We start from the raw sequence: 26,482 nt of genomic DNA on the forward strand, positions 1-26,482 counted from the left end.
CCGGGCTGTCCGGCCCAGAAAGGAGCGCGTCCATGCGTGTCCTGTTCGTCGTCTTCCCCGCCACCGCGCACACCTTCCCCGTCGTCCCGCTCGCCTGGGCGCTGCAGAACGCGGGCCACGAGGTGCGCGTCGCCACCCATCCCGACATGACGCGCCCCGTCACGGAGGCCGGACTCGCCGCGGTGCCGCTCGGCCGGGGCGACGACCTCGACGAGATCGTCGCGTACAGCCGTGACCCCGCCCTCCTCGACGGCCTCTCCGGCGACCTCGCCGCCGACCCCAAGGACTGCCCGGACTGGGGCGAGAAGTGGTTCAGGCTGACCCGCCTCTTCGCCCGGCTCCGCCCGCTCCTCGAAGACCTCGCGGGCACCGCGGTGCGCTGGCGGCCCGACCTCGTCCTGTGGGACCCGTTCTGTCTGCCCGCGGCCGTCGCGGCCCGGCTCAGCGGCGCCGCGCACGCCCGGCTCCTGTGGGGCCAGGACACCATCGGCTGGCTCCGCGGGCGCTCGGTGCGCTACCGCACGGACCAGCACACCGCGGCCGCCTGGCCCGAGCCGCTCGAAGAGGTCATGCAGCAGCTCCTCGAACCGTACGGCCTGCCCTACGAGGAGGAACTGCTCCTCGGCCAGTGGAGCATCGACCCGATGCCGCCGGGCCTGCGCCCCTCGGTCGCCTCGGACCACCACTACGAGAGCATGCGCTGGATCCCCTACAGCGGCGGCGCGCAGGTGCCCGACTGGCTGCACGCGCGCCCCTCGCGGCCGCGGGTCTGTCTGACGCTCGGCGTCGGCGGCAGGGGACGGCAGTTGTTCCGGGAGAGCGGCGTGCCGGTCTCCGACGTCCTCGCCGCCACCGAGGGCCTCGGCGTCGAACTCGTCGCCACGCTCACCCCCGACCAGACCGAGGGCGCGGCGATCCCCGACCACGTGCGGGTCGTCGACTACCTGCCGCTCAGCCAGCTCCTTCCGGGGTGCGCGGCCGTCGTCCACCACGGCGGCGAGGGCACGTTCTCCACCGCCGCCGCGCTCGGCGTGCCCCAGCTGATCGTGCCGATGCCGTACTGGGGCGAGCGCGCCGCGGCCCGCTACGCCACCGAGCGGTACGCCGGACTCACCCTGGAACCCGCCGAGTTCAGCCCCGAGGCGCTGCGCGAGGCGCTGGGCAGGCTCGTCTCGGAGCCCCTGTTCCACAACGGCGCCGCGGTGCTGCGCCAGGAGCTCGCCGCGCTGCCGGGACCCGCCGACCTGGTGCCCGTCCTGACCGATCTGACCCGCAGGCACGCGCGTACCTCCTGACCTCGCGGCCGGGGGAAGTGAGGCGGAAACCCCCACCCGAGTCGGAGCCGGGACCGGAACTCCGTCCGCCGGGCGGACCCGAGAAAGCAGTCCAGGGACGGACGACCTGAGCACCGCCCGCTGGCACGATCACGAACACCGAGAAGAGGAGCGAGCCGTCATGCGGAGCGATGTCGCGGCCATGTGCCCGCGGATGAGGGCCGGGGTGTTCTTCACCCCGACCCCCGAGGGCGACGGGGTCCTGCTGACCAACGGCAGTGACGTCGTCACCTTCCAAGGGGCCTCCACCTACACCTGGCTGGAGAAGCTCTCCCCCCATCTGAACGGCGGCCACAGCGTCGGCGACCTCACATCGGGACTGCCGGCCCCCAAGCGCCAGATGGTCGAGCGGCTCGTCGGCGCGCTGCACGAGGCGGGCCTCGTCCGCGACGTGGGCGCGGACGAGCCGCACACGCTCTCCGAGGAGGCCGTCTCGGCGTACGCCTCGCAGATCGCGTTCGTCGAGGCGTTCCGCACCTCGCCCGGCCGCCGCTTCCAGCGCTACCGCGAGAGCGGCATCCGGGTGGTCGGCGCGGGCGCGGTGTTCACCGGGCTCGTCGAGGCGGTGCTGCTCTCCGGCGCGGCCCGGGTGACGGCACTGCCCACGACGGCGGACGCCGGGGACCGCGCGCGGCTCGACGCGCTCGCCGCGACGGCGGGGGACCGCGACTCCGGCCAGAGCCTGGCCGTGGAGCCGTTCGCCGGACCGGGCGGGTTCGATACGGCGGCCGCGGTCCGCGCGGCCGAGGGCGCCGACGTCCTGCTGGCCGCGACGGACCACGCGGACCCCGCCCTGTTCGCCGCCCTGGACGCGGCGTGCGCGGCGGCCGGGACGATGCTGATCACGGCGACGGTCATCGGCGACGAGGCGTGGATCGGCCCGGTCCGCGCACCGGACAGCGCGCCCGGCTCCGCCCGCTGGGGCAGCCTGTGGCGCCGGGTGGGCGCGGGCGACGCCACGGGCCGCTTCCTCACCGGGCCCGTGCCCGGCATCATCGCCAACCACTTGGCGTTCCGCGCCTTCGAGTACGTCACGGGGGTCGCCGACGACGCGGAGGACACCTCGGCTTCGGCCCGGGTGGTCCACCTCGACCTGGAGACCCTCCAGACGCGCACGCACACGCTGTCCCCGCACCCGGCCGAGGCAGCGTCCGGAGCCGTTGTTCCAACTCCCTTTGCTGATGAGGCAGTTGACGCGGCGGAGCTCGCGGAGCGGGTCGTCGCCGTGACCGACACCCGGCTCGGTGTGCTCGCGCCGGTGACCGAGGAGCACCTCGACCAGTTCCCGCTGCGCGTCGTACGGCTCGCCGTCGACGACCCGGGAAGGCCGGGCGGGCCCTTCGACGTCTGGGGCGCGGGAACGGACTTCGACGCGGCCAGGGACGCCGCCCTGCGGCACGGCCTCGCGGCGTACGCGGCGCGGGCCTCGGCCCCCGGGCCCACGCACGGCATCGCTCTCACCGACGGCGAGGGCCGGCAGGTGCCGACCCGGGACGAGTCGGGTGCCGTCGGCGTCGCGGCCGGGGTCACCTGGGCCGACGCCGTGGAACAGGGCCTGCTCGACCACGTCCTGCGCGGCGTCCCTGTCGGTACCGTCCCGGATTCGGCGGCCGAGCTCGACCCCGCCGGACTTCAACTCACCGACACCGCACAGCGGTTCCTCGGTCTGCTCACCGCGACCGGCGGCGACCTGCGCGTGTACGCGGTGGACGCCCCGGACGGCGCGTTCGTCCGCGCCGCGGCGCTGGACGGCCAACTCGTCACCCACGGCGCCGGGTTCACCGCCGACGAGGCCGTCGAGTCGACGCTCGGGCACCTGCTCCTGAGCCACCAGGCGGCCGCCGCCGACCAGCCCCAGTACGCCCCGTCGCCCGCGGTGCGCCTGCGGACCGGCGCCCGTGAACCGGGCGAGGGACGCTACGGCACCCTGGTCGAAACCCTGCGCGCGCGGGGCCAGGAGCCGGTCGCCGTCCCGCTGCACGGCGACGCCGCCGTCACCCGCGTACTCCCGCACCTGCTCAAGGTGGTGCTGCTCGATGACTGAGCCCATCCCGTCGACGCCCATCCCGTCGACGACTGAGCCCACTGCGCCCCGCCCCACCGTCGCCCTGGTCGGCGACGGGGGCCTCCTGGACGAGGCGGTCGCCTCCGTCGCAGCCCGCGTCTTCGACGTCGTACGCCCCGACGGCGCCGCCCCGGCCCTGCGCGGCCGCGCCGCGGTCCTCGTCGTCGGCGACGCGCCCCGTCCCGCGACCGTCGCGCGGGTGCGCGAGGCGGCCGGGTTCGCCGGGATCCCCTGGCTGCCCGTGTTCGCCGCCGCGGACGCCGTGCACGTCGGGCCGCTCGCCGGGACGCCCGACGGCGGCTGCCCGGAGTGCGCCGACTGGCGGCGCAGGCTCGCCCGCGACAAGGCGAGGGAGTACGAGGCGCTGCGCGAGCGGCACGGCACGGCGCTGACCGGGCGTCCTTCCGCGCTGCGCACCAGGGCCGCCGCCGCGGTGGCCGCCGAGCTCGCCGTCGACCTGCTCGCCAGGTCCCTCGCGGGTGAACAGGTCGTCACCGGACGGGAGTTCGCGGGCCGCAGGCCGGGCGACCGGTTCCTGCGCGTGGACCTCGCCTCGCTCGCGGTGGACGCGCACCGCTATCTGCCGCACGCGCCGTGCGAGGTGTGCGGCGGCCTGCCGCAGGACGCCCCGGACGACGCCGTGGTCACCCCGGCCGCGCGGCCCAAGCCCGCCCCCGACGTGTTCCGCGTGCAGGACGTGCTGGCCCGCGCGGAGGAGCTGTACGACCTGTACGTGGACGACGCGGCGGGCGTCGTGCCGTCCGTCGACGACGAGCGTTCCGGGCCGCTGCCGCGCGCCGTCGCGCCGCTGAGCTCGCTGCGCGGCAACAGCTCGCAGCACGGCTGGGGCCGCACCCTGGACTACCGCTCCTCGCGGATCACCGCCGTCCTGGAGGCACTTGAGCGCTTCGGCGGCGAGCAGCCGCGCGGCCGGCGCACCGCGGTCACCGCGAGCCACCGCGAACTGGGCGAACGGGCCGTGGATCCGCGTGCGTTCGGCCTCTACCCGGACGAGCGCCACGACCTGCCCGGCTTCCCCTACGTACGCTACGACGACGACCTGGTGATGCCCTGGGTCTGGGGCTACTCCTTCGGCCGCGGCGAGCCCGTCCTGGTGCCCGAGCGGTACGCGTACTACGCGGCGCACAGCCACGAGGAGCCGCGCTTCGTCTACGAGATATCCAACGGCTGCGCCCTCGGCGGCTGTCTGGAGGAGGCGATCCTGTGCGGCCTCCTCGAAGTCGCCGAGCGGGACGCCTTCCTGATGACCTGGTACGGCCGCATGCCGATCCCGCGGGTCGACCCGGACTCGGCGCGCGACCGCCGCATCCCGATGCTCATCGAGCACCTGCGCCAGCGCACCGGATACGGCATCCAGCTCTACTCCGCCACCCTCGAACAGGGCGTGCCGTGCTTCTGGGCGGTCGGCCTCGACGCGCTCCAAGAACCGGGCAGGCCGAAGGCGCTCTGCGCCGGAGGTTCCGGGCTCACCGCGGAGAAGGCCGTCCTCAACGTCCTGCACGAGATGGCGCACCTCCTCGAACACGCCAAGATCTACGACGCCGAGGAGCGCGAGCGGGCGGCCGCGATGGTGCGGGACCCCTCCCTGGTCAAGATCATGGGTGACCACTCGGTGCTCTACAGCCACGAGGACGCCTTCGACCGCTTCGACTTCCTGCTCTCGCCGCGCCCCGCCCGGCCGTTCGCCGACTTCGAAGCGGCCTGGAAGTGGCCCGAGCACACCGACCTGCGCGACGACCTGGCCGAGCTGGTGCGCCGCTACGCGGACCACGGCATGGACGTCCTCGTCGTCGACCAGACCACCCCCGAGCACCGGGCGGGCGGCTTCGCCTGCGTCAAGGTGATGGTCCCCGGCACGCTCCCGATGACCTTCGGCCACCGCAACCGCCGCGTCGACGGCCTGCCCCGGCTCCTCAACACGCCGTACGAACTGGGTTACGCCGAGCGCCCGTTGACCCCCGCCGACATCAACCCGCACCCGCACCCGTTCCCGTGAGGAGTCCCGCGATGACCCTCACCCAGGCGGCCGGGGGAGCCCCGCAGGGCGCCGCCCGCACCGTGGCCGCGTCACCCGGCGAGCGCTTCTGGCGGCGTTCGCTGTACGACTACGCGGCCATGACCGCCGAGGCGCCGGGCGGGAGGGAGGGCGGACCCGACGAACCCGAGCGGTTCCGGCGGTTCGGGTCGCTGCCCCGATTCCCGCTGCCCGCGCCTCCGGCGGCCCTGGCCCCGGCGGCCCCGGACCAGGCGGAGGGGCCGGGGAGCGTGCCGAGCGCGGCCTTCCACTCGGCGCTGCTGCACTACACCAACGGCGTGCTGCGCACGGAGTTCGGCCCGACCGCCCGCTGGCCCTACCACCGGGCCACCCCGTCGGCCCGCTGCTTCGCACCCGTCGACATCCACCTGTGGACACCGGGACACGCCGGGCTGCCCGCGGGGTTCTACTCCCACGACCCGGCCCACCACGCGCTGGTCCAGGTCAGGGCCGGTGACCACGGGGACGTCCTGGGCAGGGCGCTCGGCGCGCACCTCGACGGGGCCGTCGGCGTGCTGCTGCTCTCCACGGTGTTCTGGCGGACCGCCTTCCGCTACGGCAGTTACGCGTACCGGCTGTGCGCGCAGGAGACCGGACTCGTCGCGGGGAACGCGCTGCTCGTCGCCGACGCGCTCGGCGTACGGGGGCAGGTGCACCACCAGTTCGTCGACGGCGCCGTCGAACGGCTCATCGGCGCCCGCCCGCCGCAGGAGAGCGTCGCCCTCGCGCTGGCGCTGTACCCGGGGGCGGACGCCCGGCACCGTCCGGTACGCCGCAGGTCCACACCGGTCACCGAGGCCGAACTCGACACCGGGGCGCAGCTCGACACCGGCACCGTCGCCGCGCCGGACGGGCTCGAACTCTGCACGGAACTGGTCGAGTTGGACCGCTCGGCGCGCCTGACCGACACGGCGGCGTTCGGCGAGCTGCCCGCGGCGGAGCACCCGGACACGGCGCAGGCAGCCCCGCTGCCCGGCCTCGCCGAGGCGCTGCGCGACCGCACGTCGGGCAGCCTGGTGTTCCGCGCGCAGGGGCCGCCGGTCCCGGCCGCGACGGTGCGCGGGATCGCCGACCGGCTGCCGTACGCGTACGCCTCGGACGCACGGGCGCACGGCACGCCACCGCCGATCACCGCCCACCTGTGGGCGTCCCGCGTCGACGGCATGGCGGCCGGTGTGCACGAGCTGACGCCGCACGGGCTCGTGCACCGCGGGGCCGTGCCGCTGTCCCGGCTCGGGGTCGCCGCGCCCAACATCGACTACCGGTCCGTGCACGCGGTCCTCTTCCTCTCGGGCCCGCGCGAGGACGCCCAACGAGCCTTCGGCGACCGGGGGTTCAGGGTCCTGCACCACGAGGCGGGCGTGCTCGCGCAGCGCCTGTGCGTGCTGAGCGCGGCCGAGGGGCTCGCCGCCCGCGTCCACAACGGCTACGACGCGGCCGTCCTGTCCCGCGCCCTGTCCCTGCCCGCGGGCCACGAGCCGCTGTTCCAGATCGCGCTCGGCACCCCCGGGCCCGACGAACGCTGCCTGCTGCCCGTCCCCGGCCGGACGCCCACGGGGAGCCCGCACCCGGAAGGGGCCCACCAGTGACCGCATCCGTCACGGCCGCGCACGCCACCGGCGCCGCCGCGCTCCACTTCCTCACCACCGGGCACCTGCCGCCCGACGCCCTGCCCACCGCCGACACGGGCCTCCTGCCGCCGCTCTACAAGAGCTACCCGGCCGCCCAGCGCCACCCCCTGACCAGCCAGGGCGAGACGCCCGGAGCCACCTCGGGGGAGCGGCTCTCCTGGCTCCTGCGGCAGGCCAACGGGCTGACCCGGATGCGGTGGATGAGCGGCATCATGCCGACCGGACTCGCCACCGCCGCCACGGAGGCGGCACGCGAACGCCGGGTGATCCTCGCCCCCGGCCGCCCCGGCGCCGCCTCCGGATCCCGCTATCCCGTCGAGGTGTACGTCGCGCACGCCGACGTGGACGGCACGGCCCCGGGACTCTCCCACTACGACCCCGCGCACCACGCGCTGGAGCGGCTCAGGGACGGGGACGGGAGGGAACTGCTCCTCGCCGATCTCGCCGAACCCCCTTCCGCACCAACCGAGTTCGTCCTCCTCCTCAGCAGCGTGCTGTGGCGCAACTCCGCCAAGTACGGGTCGTTCGGCTACCGCCTCCAGAGCCTGGACTGCGGTGTCGCGGTCGCCCAGGCGGTGGCCGCCGCCGAGAGCGCGGGGCTGCGCGCCGAGGTCCATCTGCGCTTCGACGACCGGGAGTTGGACCGGCACATCGGTCTGGACGCGGCGGCGGAGAGCGTGTTCGCCGTGGTCACCGTGCACCGGCCCACGGACGGCGCCCGCCGGCCGGGACCGCCTGTGCCGGCCGCGTCCTGGTGGCGGTCCGACGTGCCCGCCGAGCGCCCCGCGCCCCGGCCGCTGACCGGCATCCCCGCCGTCGCGGACGCCGCCGCGCTGCATCAGGCCATCCTCGACGGACCCCGGGACGGCACCGGGGGCGGCACTGGGGAAGCGCCCGAATCCGGGCCCGCCGACCCGGCCCCCGAAGCCGCCTCCGCCATCAACCTGCCCGCCGTACACCCGGACCCCGCACGGGGATTCACCCGGCGCCGCACCGTCTACGGCTACCGGCCCGCGCCGGTCCCCCCGGAGGTCCTCGCCTCGCTGCTCGCCACGGCCACCGTGCCCGTACGCTCCGATCTGCCGCCCGCGCCGTCCGGCGCGGGGGAGCCGGTGCGGATCGCCGGGGTGGTGCGCGGCGTGCCGAGCGTGCCCACCGGGGCGTACCTCTACGACCGCGGGCCGCACGCGCTGCTGCCCACCCGGGGCGCCGACGCGGCGCGGGCCGTGCTGCACGCGGCCAAGAGCCCGATGCTGGCCGACGAGTGCCGCACCGCGACCGCGACCCTGGTGGTCTGCGGCGATCCGCACGGCGGGGTCCTCGCGCACGGCGACCGCTGGTACCGCATGCTCACCATCGCCGCGGGCACCGCCGTGCAGCGCGTCGCCCTCGCGGCGGCCGCCGCCGGTCTCGACAGCCATGTGCACTGCGACTTCGACCTGACGGGCACCGCGGACGCCCTCGGCCTGCCCGCGCCGCTCCGGCCGCTCGTCCTGGTGACGGTGGGGCGCGCGGCCCCCGACAGGACCGACCCGCAGCTGCCTCTGCGGGGCACGATCACGACCGAGAGGGACAGCGACTGATGGAGTCTTACGACGTGGTGGTCGTGGGCGCGCGGAGCGCGGGCGCCGCGACGGCGATGCTCCTCGCCAGGGCGGGGCACCGCGTGCTGCTGCTCGACCGCACCCGGTTCCCTGCCGACACGCTCTCCACCCAGCACATCCACCGCCCTGGGCTGCGGCTGCTCGACCGGTGGGGTCTCCTCGAACCGCTGAAGGCCGGGGGCTGCCCGCCGGTGCGCCACATCTCGTACGCGCTGGAGGGCGAGCTCAGGCTCGAAGGGCCCGTCCCGGTGGAGGAGCGCATCGACGCCGTGTACGCGCCGCGCCGCTACGTCCTGGACAGCCTGGTCGCCGACGCGGCCGTCGAGGCGGGCGCCGAGTTCAGGGACGGCTGCACGGTCACCGGGATACTGACCGGCGAAGGAGGCCGCGTCACCGGGGTCACCTGCCGGACCGACGGCGGTGCGACCCAGGAGGTCCGCGCCCGCCTGGTGGTCGGCGCGGACGGGATGCGCTCCACGGTGGCCCGCCTGGTCGGCGCCCGAACGGAGCGCGAGGACGCCCCGATGACCTGCGTGTACTACGGCTACTGGGCGGGACTCCCGGCGGAGTTCGAGGTCCATGAGCGCACCGGGCGGCTGATCGGCGTGGTGCCGACGCACGACGGACTCACGCTGGTCGCCGCCTACTTCCCGCAGGAGGAGTTCCCCGCCGTACGCCGGGATCCGGCCCTTGCGTACGAGGAGGCCCTGCGCAGCACGGCGCCGGACCTGGCCGAACGGGCCGCCGGCGCGCGCCGCGTGGAGCGGCTGCGCGGCACCGGCAGCCAGTTCAACTTCTTCCGGCAGGCCACGGGGCCCGGCTGGGTGCTCGTGGGCGACGCGGGCTGCCACAAGGACTCGATCACCGGCACCGGTATCAGCGACGCTTTCGAGCAGGCGGCGGCCCTCGCCGATGCGGTGGCCGAAGGGGCAGAGGCAGGAGTAGGGGCAGGGGCGGGAACGGAATCGGGGCCGGGCTTCGCCGACGAGGCGGCGCTCGACGCGGCGCTGCACGGCTACGCGGCGGCCCGCGACCGGCTGATGGAGCCCCGCTACCAGATGGCTCTGGACAGCGCGGGGCTCCAAGTGACCGACGAGAGAAGGGGGTTCCTGCGGTGGATCGCGAGCGACCCGGGGTCCACGCGGGCGTTCCTCTCGGTGGCCGTGAGTCATGTCGACGCGGCCCAGTTCTCCCCGGCGTGAACGGGCCCCGAGTGGTCGGGTCAGGCCGCGGGGCAGGCCCGGACGAGCCCCGTCTCGTAGGCGAGGATGACGGCCTGGGCGCGGTCGCGCAGGCCGAGCTTCTGGCAGAGGTGGTAGAGGTGCGACTTGACGGTCGCTTCGCTGAGGGACAGCTTCTGGGCGATCTCGCAGTTGGAGTGGCCGTTGGCCACCAGGGACAGGACGTCGCGTTCGCGGTGGGTGAGCCTGGACAGATGGGACCCGGGCACCACGGTGACCCCCGGCGACCGGCTGACCAGACGGTTGATGAGGCCCACGGCCGTCGGCGACTTGAGGAGCATGGCGCCCGCGGCGATCTCGCGGATGGCGGCGGCGAGCGTCAACGGGTCGCCGTTCACCGGAAGCACCCCGCGCACCCCGCCCCGGAGCGCCGAGAGCAGTTCGTCGTGTTCCAGGGAGTCGCAGAGCATCAGGACGCCCGCGCCCGAGGACGCCAACTCGGGGCAGGAGCCGAGGGCTTCGGCCACCGCGATGCCGTCCATGACGAGTGGATCATGGCTGACGACCACCACGTCGGGCCGTTCCGTACGCAAGGTCTGTGCCACGTCCGCCGCGTCCCAGACCTCCGCCACCACGGAGATGTCGGGCTCCCGCGCAAGGACTCCGATGAGTCCCGCCCGCGCCAGATGACGCGAGTCGCAAACGGCGATCCGGATACAATTAACAGGAGCTATTTGACGCATAGGCTGTCCCCCGCCTGATTGTTCACAGCTTTCTGGCCGCGCTTTTACTCAGTATTCACCCGCCGAGAGCGGGTGGAATTGAGGTCTTCGTGGGTGCCGACCCGTACGAACTCGTCCGAACTCGCGTCGACTGGTCTGGACCACGAGAGTGATCAGTACAGTACTCGACCGACCGGGGCTGGTCCAGATTGCTCAACGCTTTTGGCGACGGGTAACTCCCGGTGTACTTGTGATCGTTGATCTTCCGGTGCCGAGTGCGTCCCGTGGCACCCCGGTCGCGCTCGCACCGCCGTATCAGCATTCAACTGGCGGCCGCTATTCATTCTTTATCGGAGGTCCTGGCCACTCGCGGGGGCGGAGACGGGCGGCCCGTCTCAGCCCCCGGTCGGAGAGGCGATCCCCCGTTCCAGACGGACGACACGGGCCGCGCCCGGTGCGAAGGTGAGCCGGTCGGCCGGGAGCAGGAGAGACAGATCAGGAGATACGGATGCCGGTGCAGTCGCGGTCCGAACCGTTGGCCGGATTCAGCCCCTACGTCCTGCTAACGCGGCCCGCGGAGACGCACCGGCTCATCCGCGCCGAGCCACCCGTCAGGCTCGTCCGCGAGGAGAGCGGCTTCACCTACTTCCTGGTGTCGGGCCACGCGGAGGCCCGCCGGGCGCTGCGCGACCCGCGGCTCTCCAACGACCCGCGCCGGCTCGGCCACGCGTCCGGCGCCGCCGTCGCGCACTCGCCCATGGCCAACGACGATCCGCCCGCCCACACCAGGCTGCGCAGACTGGTCTCGCACGGCTTCACGCGCCGCCGGATCGCCGCCCTCGAACCCCGCATCGAGCGTGCCGTCGCCGAACTCGTCGACGCCGTGGCGCCCGTCGGACGCGCCGACCTGATCGCCGACTTCGCCTTCCCGCTGCCCGTCCTCGTCATCAGCGAACTCCTCGGCATCCCCACCGGCGACCGCGCGGCGTTCCGCACCTGGGCCGCGCGCACGCTCTCCGTGGAGACCGGGCCCCGTACCCGCGACGAGCGTTCGCGCAGGCTGCGGGCGTATTTCGGCGGGCTCGTCGAGGCGAAGCGGGCGGGCCTGCGGCACGACGTCCCGCCGGACGAGCAGCCCGATCTGCTGAGCGCCCTGCTCGTGGCGCGGGACGACGGCGGCCTCAGCGACGAGGAACTGGTCGGGCTCGCCATGCTGGTGCTTGTCGCGGGCCACGAGACCACCACCAACCTCATCGGCAACGGCCTGCTCACGCTCTTCGCCCACCCCGACCAGTTCAAGGAGTTGCGCGAGGACCCCGCGCTCCTGCCGGGCGCGGTCGAGGAACTGCTGCGCTTCGAGGGATCCGCCGGGCAGTCCGCACTGCGGGTCGCGGTCGAGGACGTGGAGCTCGGCGGGACGCTCATCCCCGCGGGGTCGGTGGTGAACGTCGGCCTCTCCCTTGCCAACCGGGACCCGGCGGCCTTCGGGGGAGCGGGTACGGAGCAGGAGGCGGGTGCGGATGAGGAGGCGCCGGCGGGCGCCGTCGCCGGTGCGGACCGATTCGACATCCGGCGCGCGCCCAACCCCCACCTCGCCTTCGGACACGGCATCCACTTCTGCCTCGGCGCGCCGCTGGCCCGCGCCCTCGCGTCGTACGCGTTCGCGGCGCTCTTCGCGCGGCTGCCGGGACTCGCCCTCGACGTGCCGCCGGAGGAACTGCGCTGGCGGCAGATCAGCATCCTCTGCGGCCTGACCAGGCTCCCCGTCTCGTTCCGTCCCGAAGTCCGCGTGGACGGCAGGCCCGAAGACCGGTCCGAAGGACGCCCCGACACCCGACCCGAAGAAACGAGCACCGCATGACCACGGCCAACGCACCCATGGAAGACCAGGCCGCCGCCTCCTCCGCCCCCGCCTTCGACCCCGGCGCCGCCGCGCACCTCTACCGGCTCGCCTTCGGCTTCGTACCCGCGCAGATGATCCACGTCGCGGTCCGCCTGCGCCTGCCCGACCTGCTCGCCGACCGCACCTGGAGCGCCGCGGAGCTGGCGGCGGAGGCGGGCGTCCAGGCGCAGGCGCTGCGCCGGGTGCTGCGCGGCCTCGCCTCGCTGGGCGTCGTGACCGAGACCGACGAGGGCGGCTTCCGCCTCGCGCCGGCCGGTCAGCTGCTCCGCTCGGACGTGCCGCACTCGCTGCGGCCCATGCTCCTTCCCTACTTCGACCAGGGCATCTGGGCCGCCTGGGGCGCACTCCTGGACGCCGTGCGTACGGGACGGCCGTCCATCGAGACGGTCACCGGCGGACCCGTCTTCGCGTACTTCGAGCAGCACCCGGAGCTGGGCGCCGAGTTCCACGCCGCCATGGCGGTCAGCGCGCAGGCGGAGGCGTGGGCCGTCGCGGAGGCGTACGACTTCTCGGACGTCGCCACCGTCGTCGACGTGGGCGGCGGCGACGGCACCCTGCTCACCGGACTGCTCACCCGGCACCCGCACCTGCGGGGCGTGCTCGCCGACACCGCGCAGGGCGTCGCGGCCGCCGGGGACAAGCTCGCGGAGGCGGGCCTGGGGGAGCGGTGCGAGGTGGTGGCCGGGGACTTCTTCACGTCCGTGCCCGACGGCGCCGACCGCTATGTGATCAAGAGCGTGCTGCACGACTGGGACGACGACCGGTGCGTCGACCTGCTGCGCAACTGCCGGAACGCCATGAGCGGGACGGGACGGATCATGGTCGTGGAGATCGTGGCGCCGCCGGTCGTGGACACGGGCACCGACCCGTTCCTCGCGGTCAGCGACCTCACCCTGATGGTGCTCACGCCCGGCAGGGAGCGCACCGCCGCGGAGTTCGACGAGCTCTTCCGGCGCGCCGGTCTCGAACTCGCCGCGCTGAGCGAGCCCCTGGGATTCAGCGGCTACCGGATCATCGAGGCCCGCAGTTCTCGGTGAGGCTCAGCCGGATGAGATGCGCCACGGTCGGCGCGGAACGCTTGTTCCTGATGCGCCGCAGATAGGTGCTCACGGTGTGCACGCTGATGCCCATGCGCCGGGCGACTTGCTTGTGGGAAAGCCCGGCCGCGATATGAGCGAGCACCTGACGTTCCCTGAGGGACAGGGCCGGTGCGCTCTCGGGACGACTGTGTGCTGGCATTTTCCCTCCGTGAGGGACTCTCAACTCCGCTGCGTTCATGACCGCGACTTGATCTAACCATGGTCACGAGCAAACACAAAGGAAACCTTGCATCCCGAGGGGTGAGACAGAGCTATTGACTCCCCGCCTAGTTGTCAAGTCACCAATTCGGGGGACTTTAGGTGTGGTTCGGCGCGAGTGAGTGTGAAGACGGTCTCGGCTGATGGCGGCCGTGCACGACCAGTGAGTGGCAGCCCATCAGCGGACCAGGGGGGAACGCTTGCGGCACTTTCGCCTGCTCGTCGTCGGCAACGGCGTCTCGGCGTACGGCAGTTATCTGAACATGGTCGCCCTCAACGTCTTCATCTACGAGGTGACCGACAGCGCGCTGGCCGCGGGACTCTTCATGGCCGTACGCCTCATGACGAGTGTCGTCTCCGGCTGGGCCAGCGGCCGCCTGGTCTCCGTGTACGACCGAAAACGGCTCATGGTCGGCGCGGATCTGACGCAGGGCGCCGCCATGGTGGCCCTGCTCGTCGCCCCCGACGGAGCGCGCGCCGGGCTGCTCTACATCCTCGCGGTCGTGACCGGATTCTGCTCCACCCTGTCGGGCGTGGCCCTGCGCAGCAGCATCCCCGAGATCGTCGGCGGCGACCTGCGGCTGCGGGCCAACGCGCTGCTCGCGACCGGGCGTTCCCTTGCCATGATCGCCGGCTTCGCCTCCGCGGGCGTCCTGGTCGCCCAGCTCGGCTACACCGCGGCCATCGCCCTGGACGCCGTCACCTTCGCGGTCTCCGCCAGCGTCCTGTTCTCGCTGCCGATCCGTACGAACGCGCGGCGGCGGGCCGAGGCGGCCGAGAAGGACGCGGGGGCGGGAGCGGCGGCCGACGGTGCGGAGGAGCGGGAGCAGGGGCCGAGCACCAGCTCGCTCATGCTGCTGCGCGCCGCCCCCGTGCTCGCGGTCATGATCGTGGTGCGGGCCGCCGACGGCCTCGGCTCCTCGTCGCACAACGTCGCCCTGCCCGTCTACTCCAGCGGCCTCGACCCGTCCCATCCGGCCACGTTCATCAGCCAGTTCTGGGCCACGTGGGCGATCGGCAACATCGTGGCGCAGCAGATCTGCAGCCGCTTCGCGGGGCGCGGCAGGTGGCAGGGGCCGGGGGAGCGGGCCTTCGCGATCGGGTCGTGCGTGATGTCGGCCGCGTTCATCGTGGTCTTCACCGGGCTGCCCACGGTCGCGGCGATCGCGGCCGCGCTGGTGGCGGGGATGGCCGACGGGCTCACCGAGACCGCGTACGTCACCCGGCTCCAGGCGGCCCCCGACGAGCAGCGCGGCCGCCTTTTCGGCCTCTCCGCGTCCGTCGAGAACACCGGCTTCGGCCTCGGGATGCTGGTCAGCGGCGCCCTCCTGGACCGCTACTCGCCGCTGCACGTCGTGGGGCTGCTGCACGGCGTGGCGATCGTGCTGTGCGCGGCGCTGTTCGTCGTCCTGGTGCGACAGGGACGGAATGCCGCCTCCGAGGTGTCCGCGCCACCCGCGCCACCCGCGCCACCCGCTCCACCCGCGGAGCGCGCGGAGAAGGAGACCCGATGACCGAGCACCCCGCGTCCGCCCCGCCGCCCGACGCCGTCGCCGTCGTCGGGATGTCCTTCCGGCTGCCCGGCGCGGACACCCCGGAGGAGTACTGGCGCACGATCCACGACGGCGCCGACCGCATCCGCCGGTTCACCGAAGCCGAACTGACCGCCGCAGGGGTGCCCGAAGAGCGTTACCGGGCCGCCGAGTTCGTCGGCGCGAGCGGCACCCTGGAGGGCATCGCGGGCTTCGACGCGGGCTTCTTCGGGATGAGCGCGCAAGAGGCCCGCATCACCGACCCGCAGCACCGGCTCTTCCTCGAGTGCGTGCACCACGCCCTGGAGGACGCCGGATACGCGGGCACCGCCGCTCAGGGCCACGACGGCACCGAGGTCGGCGTCTACGCGAGCACGGGCTACCACCTCTACTCCCTCCAGACGTACCTCCTCAACAACGTCCTGGAGGGCGGCGTCGACGACTGGGTCGCCGGACTCCAGGTCACCGTCGGCAACTTCACCGACTTCACCGCCAACCGCGCCGCCTACCGCCTCGGTCTGACCGGACCCGCCGTCAACGTGCAGACGGCGTGCTCCAGTTCGCTCACCGCCGTGCACCTCGCCGCGCGGTCCGTGGCCACCGGGGACTGCGACATCGCCGTCGCCGGAGCCACCGCCGTCCATGTGCCGCAGGTCATCGGCTACGAGTACGTCAAGGGCTCCATCCTCTCCAAGAGCGGCACGCTGCGGCCCTTCGACGCCGACGCGGACGGCACCGTCGGCGGCACGGGCGTCGCGGCCGTCGTCCTCAAGCGGCTCGACCGGGCCATGGCCGACGGCGACCACATCCACGGCGTGCTCCGCGGCTCGGCCGCCAACAACGACGGCGCGGGCAAGCGGACCTTCACCGCGCCGAGCGCCGAGGGTCAGCGCGCGGTCATCCGGCGCGCCCTGGGCCGGGCGGGTGTCGACGCGGGCACCGTCGGCTATCTGGAGACGCACGGCACCGGCACCTTCAAGGGCGACCCCATCGAGTTCGACGGCGCCACCGCCGCGTTCCGCGAGGACACCGACCGCACGAACTACTGCGCGCTCGGCTCGGTGAAGGCCAACATCGGCCACCTCGACGTCTGTTCGGGACTGGCCAGTTTCATCAAGGCGCTGCTCGTGCTGCGGCACGGCGTCATCCCGCCGATGGCCAACTTCCGCCGCGCCAACCCCGCGCTCGACCTCGCCGCGAGCCCCTTCCACATCCCCGAATCCGCCCGCCCCTGGCCCCGTGGCGACGTACCGCGCAGGGCCTGCGTCAGCTCCTTCGGGGTCGGCGGCACCAACGTCCACGTCGTACTCGAAGAAGCGCCCGAGCCCGCACCGCGCCCAGCTGACGCGCCCTCTCCCCCCGGCATCCTGCCGCTCGCGGGCCACACGCCCGAAGCGCTCGCCGACAACGCCCGCGCCCTGCGCGACCATCTGTGCGCGCACCCCGGCACGCACCCGGCGGACCTGCTGACGACGATGGCCCTGGGCCGCGCCCACCGCAGGCACCGGGTGGCGCTGCGGGGCGACACCGTCGGCGCGCTCACGGACGCACTCGACGCCTGGCTCGCCGCACCGGACTCGGGCGACGGCGGCACGGACGGCGCCGACACGGGATTCCTCTTCACCGGCCAGGGCAGCCTGCACCGTGGCGCGGCAGGCCCCCTGTACGAGCGCTTCCCCGTCGTACGGGAGGTCATCGATGCCTGCGACCGGCGGTACCGCGAGCTGACCGGCGACCCGACAGGCCTCCGCGACGTCCTGCTCGGCGATCCCGACCCGGCCGATACCGAAGAGATCCTGCCCACCGAGGTGGCGCAGCCCGCGCTCTTCGCCCTCCAGTGCGCGCTCGTCGCGCTGTGGCGGGCGGCCGGCATCACACCGCGCGTGGTGGCGGGGCACAGCGTCGGCGAGTACGCGGCGCTGCACGCGGCGGGGACGCTCTCCGCCGCGGACGGGCTGCGCCTGACCGTGCGGCGCGGGGAGTTGATGCGGCGGCACTGCCCGCCCGGCGCGATGGTCGCCGTGCCGCTCGGCGAGCGCGCCGCGCGCGACCTGGCCGCCGAGGTGCCGGGGGTGACGCTCGCGGTCGTCAACGCCGCCGACAGCCAAGTGCTCGCGGGCCCGGCCGACGCGATGGACCGACTGACGGACCTGCTCGGCGCGCGCGGGATCCCGGCCAGGGCGCTGCCGGTGCGGCAGGCGTTCCACACCGCCCTCATGGACCCGGCCCTCGACGGGCTGCGCGCGCTCTTCGAAGGGGTCGGAGGGGTCGGAGGGGTTGAACTCCGGCCCTGCGCCGTGCCGTTCGTCAGCGGGACCGACGGGCGCACCAGGGCGCCGGGCTGGCTGCCCGACGCCGACTACTTCGTACGGCAGGCACGTGAGCCGGTGCGGTTCGCCGACGTGCTCGCCGAGCTGGGCGCGGCGCACCCGGAGGCGGGCGAGCTGGTCGAGATCGGCCCGCACACCACGCTCAGCGGGCTCGCGCGGCGGACGCTGCCGGGCGTGCGGGCGCATCCGACCCTGCGGCGCGGCGCCGGGCTCGCACCGGTCTGGGACGCGGCCGCGGGTCTGTACCGGGCCGGGGCGCCGGTCGACTGGCGACCCTTCCTGGCCGGGACGGGCCGCAGGATCCCGCTGCCCGGCTACCGATTCCAACACAAGGACTACTGGACAGGACCGGAGAACTTCCTTCCCCGGTCCGTACGACGGGCAAGGGATGGGGCCGAAGTGGGACAGGACGAGGCAGCGGTCGAGCGCGTGCTCCAGCACGTCGTCAAGGTGACGGCGAAGCACCTCAGCTACGACACCAGCGAGATAGCCGAGGACGCGTCGTTCTTCGACCTCGGCGCCGACTCGCTCCAGATGATCGGCGTGCTCCGCGAACTGGAGGAGGAGCACCGCGTCAAGGTGTCGATGCGGGAGCTCTTCGAGGAGGCGGGCACGGCGCGGGGCCTGGCCGTGATCATCGTGGGGAAGGCGGGGGGCGGCGGGGCGCCGGTGACGCGGAGTCCCGCCGTGCCGTCGGCGCGCGAGCCCGAGCCGTTCCGGGTGTCCGAGCCGGTGGCCGCGCCCGAGCCCTACCGGGTGCCTGAGCCGGTGGCCGTGCCCGAGCCGCTCCGGGTGCCTGAGCCGGTGGCCGCGCCCCCGTCTGCGGTCGGTGTGCCCGCTCAGGCCGCCGCCACGGTCGAGTACGCCACCCGCCAGGAAGTCCAGGACCTCGTGCGCCAGGTCCACCAGCTCTCCCAGATGCAGCTCCAACTGATGGGTCAGCTCTCGCAGTTGCTCGCCGCCCAGACGGCCGGGAGGACGGACCGATGACCGGGGTCGACTCCCAGTCCTTCGCCGCCGCCGTCGACAAGGACCTCGCCGAGATGGCCGAGCTCTCGCGGCGCATCACCGAGCAGATGGGCGGCCCCGCGCAGACGGAGGCCGTGCCGCGCCCCGCCCAGCACGGCCCGCGCCTGGAGGTGGCCCGCGCTTCCGGCATGGTCCGCGGCGGCGCGTCCGACACCCAGCGCGCCCACCTCGACGACCTGGTCCGCCGCTACACCGCCAAGACGCCCACCTCCAAGCGGATCGCCCAGCGCTACCGGAGGGTGCTCGCCGACAGCAGGGCGGCGGTCGGGTTCCGCAGCAGTACGAAGGAGATGCTCTACCCCCTCGCGGGACGCCGGGCGCGCGGCTCGTGGCTGGAGGACATCGACGGCAACCGTTACGTCGACATCACCATGGGCTTCGGCGTGCTGCTCTTCGGCCACGAGCCCGACTTCGTCGCCGACGCCGTCCGCGAGCACCTCTCGCGCGGCATCCAGCTCGGCCCGCGCACCGTGGAGACCGGCGAGGCCGCCGAGCTGCTCGCCGACCTCACCGGGATGGAGCGCGTCGCCTTCGCCAACTCCGGCACGGAGGCGAACTCCGCCGCCATCCGGCTCGCCCGCGCCGCCACCGGACGCTCCCGCATCATCACCTTCGAGGGCGCCTACCACGGCCACAACGACAACGTCCTGGGCCGCTCCCCGCGCACCGGCGGCGAGGGCCTGACCACCGTGCCGATGTCCGCGGGCGTCCCGCAGAACGCCGTCGCCGACCTGCTGGTCCTGCCGTACGGCAGCGAGGAGAGCCTCGCCGTCATCGAGCAGCAGGCCGGGGAGATCGCGGCGGTCGTCGTGGAGCCCGTGCAGAGCCGCCACCCCGCCCTCCAGCCCGCCGCGTTCGTGCACCGGCTGCGCGAGCTGACCAGGCGGCACGGCATCGTGCTGCTCTTCGACGAGATGCTGACCGGCTTCCGGCCCGCGCCGCGCGGCGCCCAGGAGCTCTACGGCGTCACGCCCGACCTGGCCACGTACGGCAAGCTGCTCGGCGGCGGCTTCCCCATCGGGGCCATCGCGGGCCGCGCCGACATCATGGACGGCATCGACGGGGGCCACTGGAACTACGGCGACGACAGCTACCCTGCGGCCGACACCACGTTCTTCGGCGGCACCTACATCCAGCACCCGGTGTCGATGGTCGCCGCCCGCGCCGTGCTGAGCCACCTCAAGGAGCACAGCCCGCGCCTCCAGGAGCGCCTGAACGCGCGGACCGACGACATGGCCCGTACGCTCAACGCGTTCTTCGAGGCCGAGGAATTCGCCCTGAGCATGAGCCACTTCGGCTCGATGTTCCGCTTCGAGCACCGCGCCGACATGGAGCTCCTGTACCACCACCTCATGCTGCGCGGCGTGCATGTGTGGGAGTGGCGCAACTTCTTCCTGTCCACCGAACACACCGACGGGGACGTCGAGTTCATCGTGGACGCGGTGAAGGGATCGCTGCGGGAGCTGCGGGACGCGGGGTTCTTCCGGGGGACACCGAAGCGCAAGGCCGTGTCCGCACCCGTGCCTGTGTCGGCACCCGCACCTGTGTCCGCGTCCGAGCCCCGTCCCAAGCCCGTCGCCTGGAACGGCGCGGCGGCTGCCGTGGCCGCGCGACCGCGTCCGGAACCCGTCACCGCGGCGCCTCAGCCGGCCGCCCGCCCCCTCGACTTCGGCGTCTACTTCTTCGGTGACTACCCCCAGGACGGGAACGCGCCGCGCCGAGGCAAGTACGAACACCTCCTGGAGACCGCCCGGTTCGCCGACAGCAACGGCTTCCACTCGGTGTGGATCCCCGAGCGGCACTTCCACTCCTTCGGCGGCCTGTTCCCCAACCCGGCCGTGCTCGCCGCAGCGCTCGCCAGGGAGACGGAGCGCATCAGGATCAACGCGGGCTCGGTGGTGCTTCCGCTGCACGACCCGATCCGCGTCGCCGAAGAGTGGTCCATGGTCGACAACCTCTCCGGCGGCCGGATCGGCATCGGCTGCGCGAGCGGCTGGCACGCCAACGACTTCGTCTTCTTCCCCGGGCGCTTCGGCACCCACAAGGAGACGATGTACGAACAGGTCGAGCAGGTACGGCAGTTGTGGCGCGGTGACCCGGTGCGGCGCACCACGGGCGACGGCGAGGCGGAGCTGAGCCTCTTCCCGCGCCCGGTCCAGGACGCACCGCCCATGTACACGGCGGTGGTCGGCAACCCCGCCTCGTACGAGCTGGCCGCCCGGCACGACCTCGGCATCGTCACCAACCTCATGACGCAGGGCGTGGAACAGCTGCGCGAGAACATCGCGCTCTACCGCCGTACGCGCGCCGCGCACGGCCTCGACCCCGACGCCGGACACGTCGCGGTCCTGCTGCACACCTACCTGGCCGGCGACCACGCGGCGGCCCGCGCCGAGGCGCGCGATCCGCTCTCGCGCTACATGCGGGCCTCGCTGTCCCTGTTCGGCGGCGTCGCCAACAGCCTGGGCCACCAGGTCGACCTGTCGGCGATGTCCGACGACGACCTGGACGTCGTCTTCCGCCGCGCCTACGACCGCTACTGCGACCAGCGGGCCCTGATCGGCAGCCCGGAGAGCGTGCGGCCCGTCGTCGAGGAGGTGCGGGCCGCGGGCGCCGACGAGGTGGTGGCGCTCGTCGACTTCGGCGTCGAGCCCACCGCGATGCGCGAGGGCCTGGTCCGCCTGGACGAACTGCGCCGCGCCTGCACGTCTCCGACGGCGAAGGAACCGGTGGCGAACGAACCGGCGGCGAGGCAATCGGCGGCGAAGCGGCCGGCGACGAAGGAATCAGCTTCCGCCCCCGCCCCGGTCCGGCCCACCGCCCCCGCCGAGGTCTCCGGCGCGGGCGACCCGCTCTCACCCGGCCAGCAGCGCGTCTGGTTCCTGGAGCGGATGCTGCCGGGCCGTACCGCGTACAACGAGGTCAAGGCCATCGAGCTCGCGGGCCCGCTGGACGTCCCCGCCCTCCGCACCGCCCTGCGCGCCCTCGCCGCACGGCACGGGCAACTCCGCACGGTGTTCCGCGAAGTGGCGGGCGCACCACGGCAGTTCGCGCTGTCGCCGGGCGGCGACGTGGACTTCGCTGTCGTCGACGGCACGGGCCCCGGTGACGCGGTCGCCGGTCTCCTCGCGGCCGAGAGCGCGCGCCGCTTCGACCTGGCGGACGGGCCGCTCTTCATCACGCGCCTGGTCACGCTCGGCCCGGACCGGCACGTCCTCGTCCTGTCCCTGCACCACATCGTGATGGACGCGGCATCGGCCGGCGTGCTCGCCCGCGACCTCTCCGCCCTCTACCGCGCCGCACTCACGGGCGCGCCCGCGGCGGAACTCCCCGCCCTGCCCCACACGTACGCCGACCACGCCCGCGAGCAGCTCGCCGCCCTCGACGCCGCGAAGGGCGCGGAGGACCTGGCGTACTGGAAGAAGGCGCTGGACGGCGCGCTGCCCGTGCTCGACCTGCCCGCCGACCGCCCGCGTCCCGCCGTCCTCTCCTCGAACGGCCGAGCCCTGTTCCGCACGCTGGACCCCGAACTCTCCGACGGGGTACGCGCATTGGGCAAGCGGCGGCGCAGCACCCTCTTCATGACGCTGCTCGCCGGATACGCGGCCGCCCTGCACCGGGTCACCGGGCAGGACGACCTGGTGATCGGCACCCCGATGTCCGACCGCACCCCCGCGTACGAGGACGTGGTCGGCTTCTTCGTGAACACCCTGGCCCTGCGCCTCGACCTCTCCGGCGACCCGGACTTCGGCACGGTCCTCGACCGGGTGCGCGCCGTCGCCCTGGACGCGTACGACCACGCCGACGTGCCCTTCGAGGCGGTCGTCAGGGAGCTGGCGCCCGCGCGGGCGCTGGACAGGACCCCGGTCTTCCAGACGCTCGCCGAGTTCGAGACGGCGGACCCCTTCGTCTTCGACCTGCCCGGGGTGCGCGCCACCCCGCTCGACTCGGGGCCCGACAAGGCGCTGACCGACCTCAGCGTGTACTTCACCGACGGTCCTGACGGCATCCGCTGCCACCTGGAGTACTGCACCGACCTCTTCGACGAGGCCACCGTCGACGCGCTCTTCGGAACGTTCCGCGACGTGCTCGCCGCCGCCGTCCGCGACATCGGCACCCCCCTGTCGGGGCGCCGGACCCCGGCGTCCGACGAGTCCGAGGCGTGGTGCGCGGGCCCGGTCAGGGCGCGCACGCGGAGTACCGTCGACGCCCTGACGGCGCGCTGGGCCGAGGCAACCCCGCACCGCACGGCCGTCCGGTGCGGTGAAGTGACCATGAACTACCGGGAGTTGGACGAGCGGGCCGAGCGGCTCGCCGCCGTGCTCCAGGCGTCCGGCGGCGGCACCGACGTCCCCGTCGCGCTGTGGCTGCCGCGCGGCACGGACCTCGTCGTCGCCATGCTCGCGGCCCTCAAGTCGGGCCACGGCTATGTGCCGTTGGACCCGGCCATCGGCCGGGCCAGGGGCGCGGCCGTGCTCGCCGAGTGCGGGGCGCGGATCCTGGTGACCGACGACGGGCGGGCCGACGTGCCCGCGCTGCCCGCCGGGACCAGGGCGGTCGACGTCCACGCGGTACCGGACGAGACCGACGGAGCCACGCCGCCCGCCGCCGCCCCCGGCCCCGATTCGCTCTGCCTGGCGATCTACACCTCCGGCAGCACCGGCACCCCCAAGGGCGTCGCGCTGCCGCACCGCGCCGTCGTCGACCTGTGCCAGTGGCACCACGAGCGCTTCGGGTTCACCGCGGACGACCGCGCCGCCGCCGTGTGCAGCCAGGGCTTCGACGCCGCCGTCCTGGAGATCTGGACCGCGCTGACGGCGGGTGCCACGGTCGTCGTCGCCGACGACGAGGTCCGCAGGGACCCGGCGGCGCTCGCCCGCTGGTACGCCGAGCAGCGGATCACCTTCTCCATCCTGCCGACCGCGCTTGGCGAGGGCGTCCTCGCGCTCCCCGACGGCCAACAGCCGCCGCTGCGCCACCTGTTGCTCGGTGGCGACGTCCTGCGCACCCGGCCGCGCGCGAGCGCCCCGTACGAGACCGTCAACGTCTACGGGCCCACCGAGGTGACCGTCCTGTGCACCACGCAGACGGTGACGCCCCTGGCGCCGGGCGCGGACGACGCCCCGATCCCGATCGGCCGGCCCGTCGACAACGTGACGCTGCGGCTGCTCGACGCCGAAGGCCGTGAGGTCCCCGCGGGGGAGCGGGGAGAGCTGTACGTCGGCGGGCCCGGAGTGGCCACCGGGTACCTGGGCCGCCCGGACCTGACCGGCGACCGCTTCGTACGCGATCCCCTCGACGCCTCGGGCGGGCTCATGTACCGCACCGGCGACCTGGTGCGACGGCGTGACGACGGTGCCCTGGAGTTCCTCGGCAGGTCCGACGACCAGGTCAAGATCCGCGGCTACCGGGTCGAGCCCGAGGAGGCGTCGCGCGCGCTCAACGGCCTTGCCGGGGTGGCGGACGCGGTCGTCCTGCCCCGCCGCGACCGGCGCGGGGACGCACGGCTCGCCGCGTACGTCGTCGCCGCGGACCCCGCCGCGGGGCGCGCGCAGGAGCTCGCCGACCGGCTGACGGCGGAACTGTCCCTGCGGCTGCCCGACTACCTGGTGCCGCACGCCTGGTCGGTGCTGCCCGAGCTCCCGCTCTCCGGCAACGGAAAGCTGGACAGGGCGGCCCTGCCGGAGCCGACACTGATCACCGCGACGACAGCCGTACCGCCCGCACCGCCCGAGCCGGCGCAGCCCGCGGCGGGCGCCGTCGCGGCGCGCCTCGCGCGGCTGTGGGCCGACGAGTTCGGCGTGGACCCGGCCGGGATCGCCCCCGACGCCTCGTTCTTCGACCTCGGCGGGCACTCCATCACGGCGATCCGCCTGGCCAACAGCGTGCGGGAGGAGTTCGGCACGGAGTACCCGATCGCCCGCTTCTACGAACAGCCCACGCTGGGTGCCATGGCGGCGTTCCTGGGGGCGGAGCCCGAGGGCGAAACCGCCGCCGAACGGGACGGCGCGCACGGCCCCGGCGAGGACGGCCCCATCGAGGACGGCACCGGCCCGGACACCTCCGCCCCGGACTCCTCTGCCCCGGACACCCCCGCCGTACTCGGCCGCGCCCCCGTCACCGCCCAGCAGAAGGCCTTCATCGACCGGCACCGCACCCACCCGCGCCCGCAGATCTACAACGTGGCGATGCGGCTCACCCTGACCGGCGACCTCGACGTACCGGCCCTGCGCGCCGCGCTGAGCCAACTCGTCGCGCGCCACGAGGCGTTGCGCACCCGCTTCGTCGAGGACGGCGGCGAGTGGTGGCAGGAGGCGCTGCGGGCCAGGCCCGTGGAGCTGCCCGACGAGGATCTCCTCGCGCGGTGCGGCACGGCCGACGAGGCGTTGGAGGAGGCGGAGCGCATCGGCGCGGGGACGGCCGCCACGCCGTTCGACATCGAGGCCGAACTCGCCCCGGTGTTCCGCCTGTTGCGTACTGGGCCCGACCGCAGGGTGCTGCTCTTCGTGCTGCACCACGCCGCCTGCGACGGCTGGTCGGTCAGCATTCTGCTGCGTGAACTGGCAGCGCTGTACCGGGCGGCCGTCACCGGGGAGCCGCACGGGCTCGCGGAGAGCGTGCCGCAGCCGGGCGAGTACGCGCGCTGGCAGCGCGAGCGGTCCCGTACGCAGGACAAGGGCCGCCTGGTCGACCACTGGGCCGAGGAGCTTGCGGGTGCCCCCTTCGGGCTCGCGCTGCCCCTCGACAGGCCGCGCCCCGAGGAGCTGAGCGGCGCCGGAGACGTCGTCCTGTTCACGGTTCCCGCGGCGGTCCGCGCCGACGTCGAGGCGCTCGCGCGGCGGCACCGTACGACGCCCTTCGTGGTGACGGCCGCGGCGTTCGCGCGGCTCGTCGGGGACCTGTCGGGGCAGCCCGACACGGTGCTCGCCATCTCCTACGCCAACCGCGAGCGCCGCGAGTTCGAGGCGCTCGCCGCCTGCACGGTCTCCTCGTTCACGCTGCGGGTGCGCGGTGGCGAGCCGTCGTTCGGCGCGCTGGTCGACCGGGTGGCGCGCAGCGCCGTGGCGGCGATCGACCACGCCGCGCCGATCCGCGCGGTGGCCGCGGAGCTGAGCGCCGTGCTCGGCACGGAGGTCCCCGACCGGCTGCCGCTCGGCTTCCAGTACCAGAGCTCTCTGGAGACGGACATCGATCTGCCCGGGGTGACCACGGCGGTGGAGGACCTCGCGGTGTCGGGCGCCCGTTCGGAGTTCAACTTCGGTCTGATTCCGACGGGGGACGTGCTCTCCGGCTACCTGGAGTACTCCAGCGACCTGTGGGACCGGGCGACGGTCGAGGCGTGGACCGCCGCGTACGTCGAGCTGCTGACGAAGGAGGCGGGGGCCGCTCTGTGACATGGGCGGGGTGTCCGTCCGTGTCACGGGTGGGGGCCCGTCTGTGACACGGGCGGGGGACCGTCACGGCACGACCGGTTTTGGTCGTGACATGTCAAGAATCCCGGGGTCGGCCTTGCCGTCCCCGGGGCCCTGTGCCTCAATGGGCAGCGATCCGGAGTGCTGACGAACCGTCAGGACGAGGGTCGGGCACCCGCGTCCCGCACCTCCACCCCCCATCGGAACCCGCGCCGGAATCCCCACCTGAACCCGTCATCGGAACCCGCACCGGAATCCCCGTCGGAACCCGCCACCGGATCGATCCCCACCGGCTCGGCCCTCACCCGATCAACCCCCACCTGTTCAACCCCCGCTTGATCCCCCCACCATGAAGGCAGGTCCTCCATGCGACACGGCAGATTCG

At 73.9% G+C, this 26,482-nt stretch carries 13 protein-coding genes; 11 read left to right on the plus strand and 2 right to left on the minus strand.

The annotated features are described in order from the left end of the window. Positions 1–32: 32 nt before the first annotated feature. From ACIO9J_RS18790 to ACIO9J_RS18815, 6 genes are all read left to right on the plus strand, one after another. Positions 33–1,295, plus strand: coding sequence for a nucleotide disphospho-sugar-binding domain-containing protein (locus ACIO9J_RS18790; RefSeq protein ID WP_402000192.1), 1,263 nt, complete (start codon positions 33–35; stop codon positions 1,293–1,295). A 160-nt stretch (positions 1,296–1,455) separates the two neighbouring features. Continuing rightward, positions 1,456–3,378: a hypothetical protein gene (locus ACIO9J_RS18795; RefSeq protein WP_402000194.1), complete on the plus strand. Its 1,923-nt coding sequence runs from the start codon at positions 1,456–1,458 to the stop codon at positions 3,376–3,378. Further along, entirely contained in the window at positions 3,371–5,416 is a 2,046-nt protein-coding gene (locus ACIO9J_RS18800) for a TOMM precursor leader peptide-binding protein (protein ID WP_402000196.1), read from the plus strand. The genes ACIO9J_RS18795 and ACIO9J_RS18800 overlap by 8 nt, the downstream gene beginning before the upstream one ends. An 11-nt stretch (positions 5,417–5,427) precedes the next feature. Then, complete coding sequence (locus ACIO9J_RS18805) at positions 5,428–7,044, plus strand: hypothetical protein (RefSeq protein ID WP_402000198.1); 1,617 nt, start codon at positions 5,428–5,430, stop codon at positions 7,042–7,044. Beyond that, positions 7,041–8,669, plus strand: a complete 1,629-nt coding sequence (locus tag ACIO9J_RS18810) for a SagB family peptide dehydrogenase (protein ID WP_402000200.1) — start codon at positions 7,041–7,043, stop codon at positions 8,667–8,669. The genes ACIO9J_RS18805 and ACIO9J_RS18810 overlap by 4 nt, the downstream gene beginning before the upstream one ends. Next, entirely contained in the window at positions 8,669–9,892 is a 1,224-nt protein-coding gene (locus ACIO9J_RS18815; protein ID WP_402000202.1) for an NAD(P)/FAD-dependent oxidoreductase, read from the plus strand. The genes ACIO9J_RS18810 and ACIO9J_RS18815 overlap by 1 nt, the downstream gene beginning before the upstream one ends. A gap of 20 nt (positions 9,893–9,912) precedes the next feature. On the opposite strand, the gene ACIO9J_RS18820 is transcribed toward ACIO9J_RS18815, so the two are convergent. Next, positions 9,913–10,503, minus strand: a complete 591-nt coding sequence (locus tag ACIO9J_RS18820; protein ID WP_402000205.1) for a DNA-binding response regulator — start codon at positions 10,501–10,503, stop codon at positions 9,913–9,915. Between the two features lie 598 nt (positions 10,504–11,101). Here ACIO9J_RS18820 and ACIO9J_RS18825 point away from each other — a divergent pair. Beyond that, a complete protein-coding gene (locus ACIO9J_RS18825; protein ID WP_402000208.1) occupies positions 11,102–12,454 on the plus strand; it encodes a cytochrome P450 in 1,353 nt (450 codons plus the stop codon). Next, entirely contained in the window at positions 12,451–13,533 is a 1,083-nt protein-coding gene (locus tag ACIO9J_RS18830) for a methyltransferase (protein ID WP_402000211.1), read from the plus strand. Before ACIO9J_RS18825 ends, ACIO9J_RS18830 begins: the two co-directional genes overlap by 4 nt. Here ACIO9J_RS18830 and ACIO9J_RS18835 read toward each other — a convergent pair. After that, positions 13,508–13,735 carry a response regulator transcription factor gene (locus ACIO9J_RS18835; RefSeq protein ID WP_098242163.1) on the minus strand — a complete coding sequence of 76 codons (228 nt, stop codon included), beginning with the start codon at positions 13,733–13,735 and terminating at the stop codon, positions 13,508–13,510. The genes ACIO9J_RS18830 and ACIO9J_RS18835 overlap by 26 nt on opposite strands. A gap of 259 nt (positions 13,736–13,994) precedes the next feature. On the opposite strand from ACIO9J_RS18835, the gene ACIO9J_RS18840 reads away from it, so the two are divergent. From ACIO9J_RS18840 to ACIO9J_RS18850, 3 genes are read left to right on the plus strand one after another with little or no spacing between them, the layout of a single operon-like run. Continuing rightward, positions 13,995–15,308, plus strand: a complete 1,314-nt coding sequence (locus ACIO9J_RS18840) for an MFS transporter (RefSeq protein ID WP_402000214.1) — start codon at positions 13,995–13,997, stop codon at positions 15,306–15,308. Further along, positions 15,305–18,646, plus strand: coding sequence for a type I polyketide synthase (locus tag ACIO9J_RS18845; RefSeq protein ID WP_402000217.1), 3,342 nt, complete (start codon positions 15,305–15,307; stop codon positions 18,644–18,646). The genes ACIO9J_RS18840 and ACIO9J_RS18845 overlap by 4 nt, the downstream gene beginning before the upstream one ends. Continuing rightward, complete coding sequence (locus tag ACIO9J_RS18850) at positions 18,643–26,079, plus strand: MupA/Atu3671 family FMN-dependent luciferase-like monooxygenase (RefSeq protein WP_402000220.1); 7,437 nt, start codon at positions 18,643–18,645, stop codon at positions 26,077–26,079. Before ACIO9J_RS18845 ends, ACIO9J_RS18850 begins: the two co-directional genes overlap by 4 nt. The last annotated feature ends 403 nt before the right edge of the window (positions 26,080–26,482 follow it).

This window comes from Streptomyces sp. NPDC087300, assembly GCF_044744425.1.
Classification (GTDB): Bacteria; Actinomycetota; Actinomycetes; order Streptomycetales; family Streptomycetaceae; genus Streptomyces.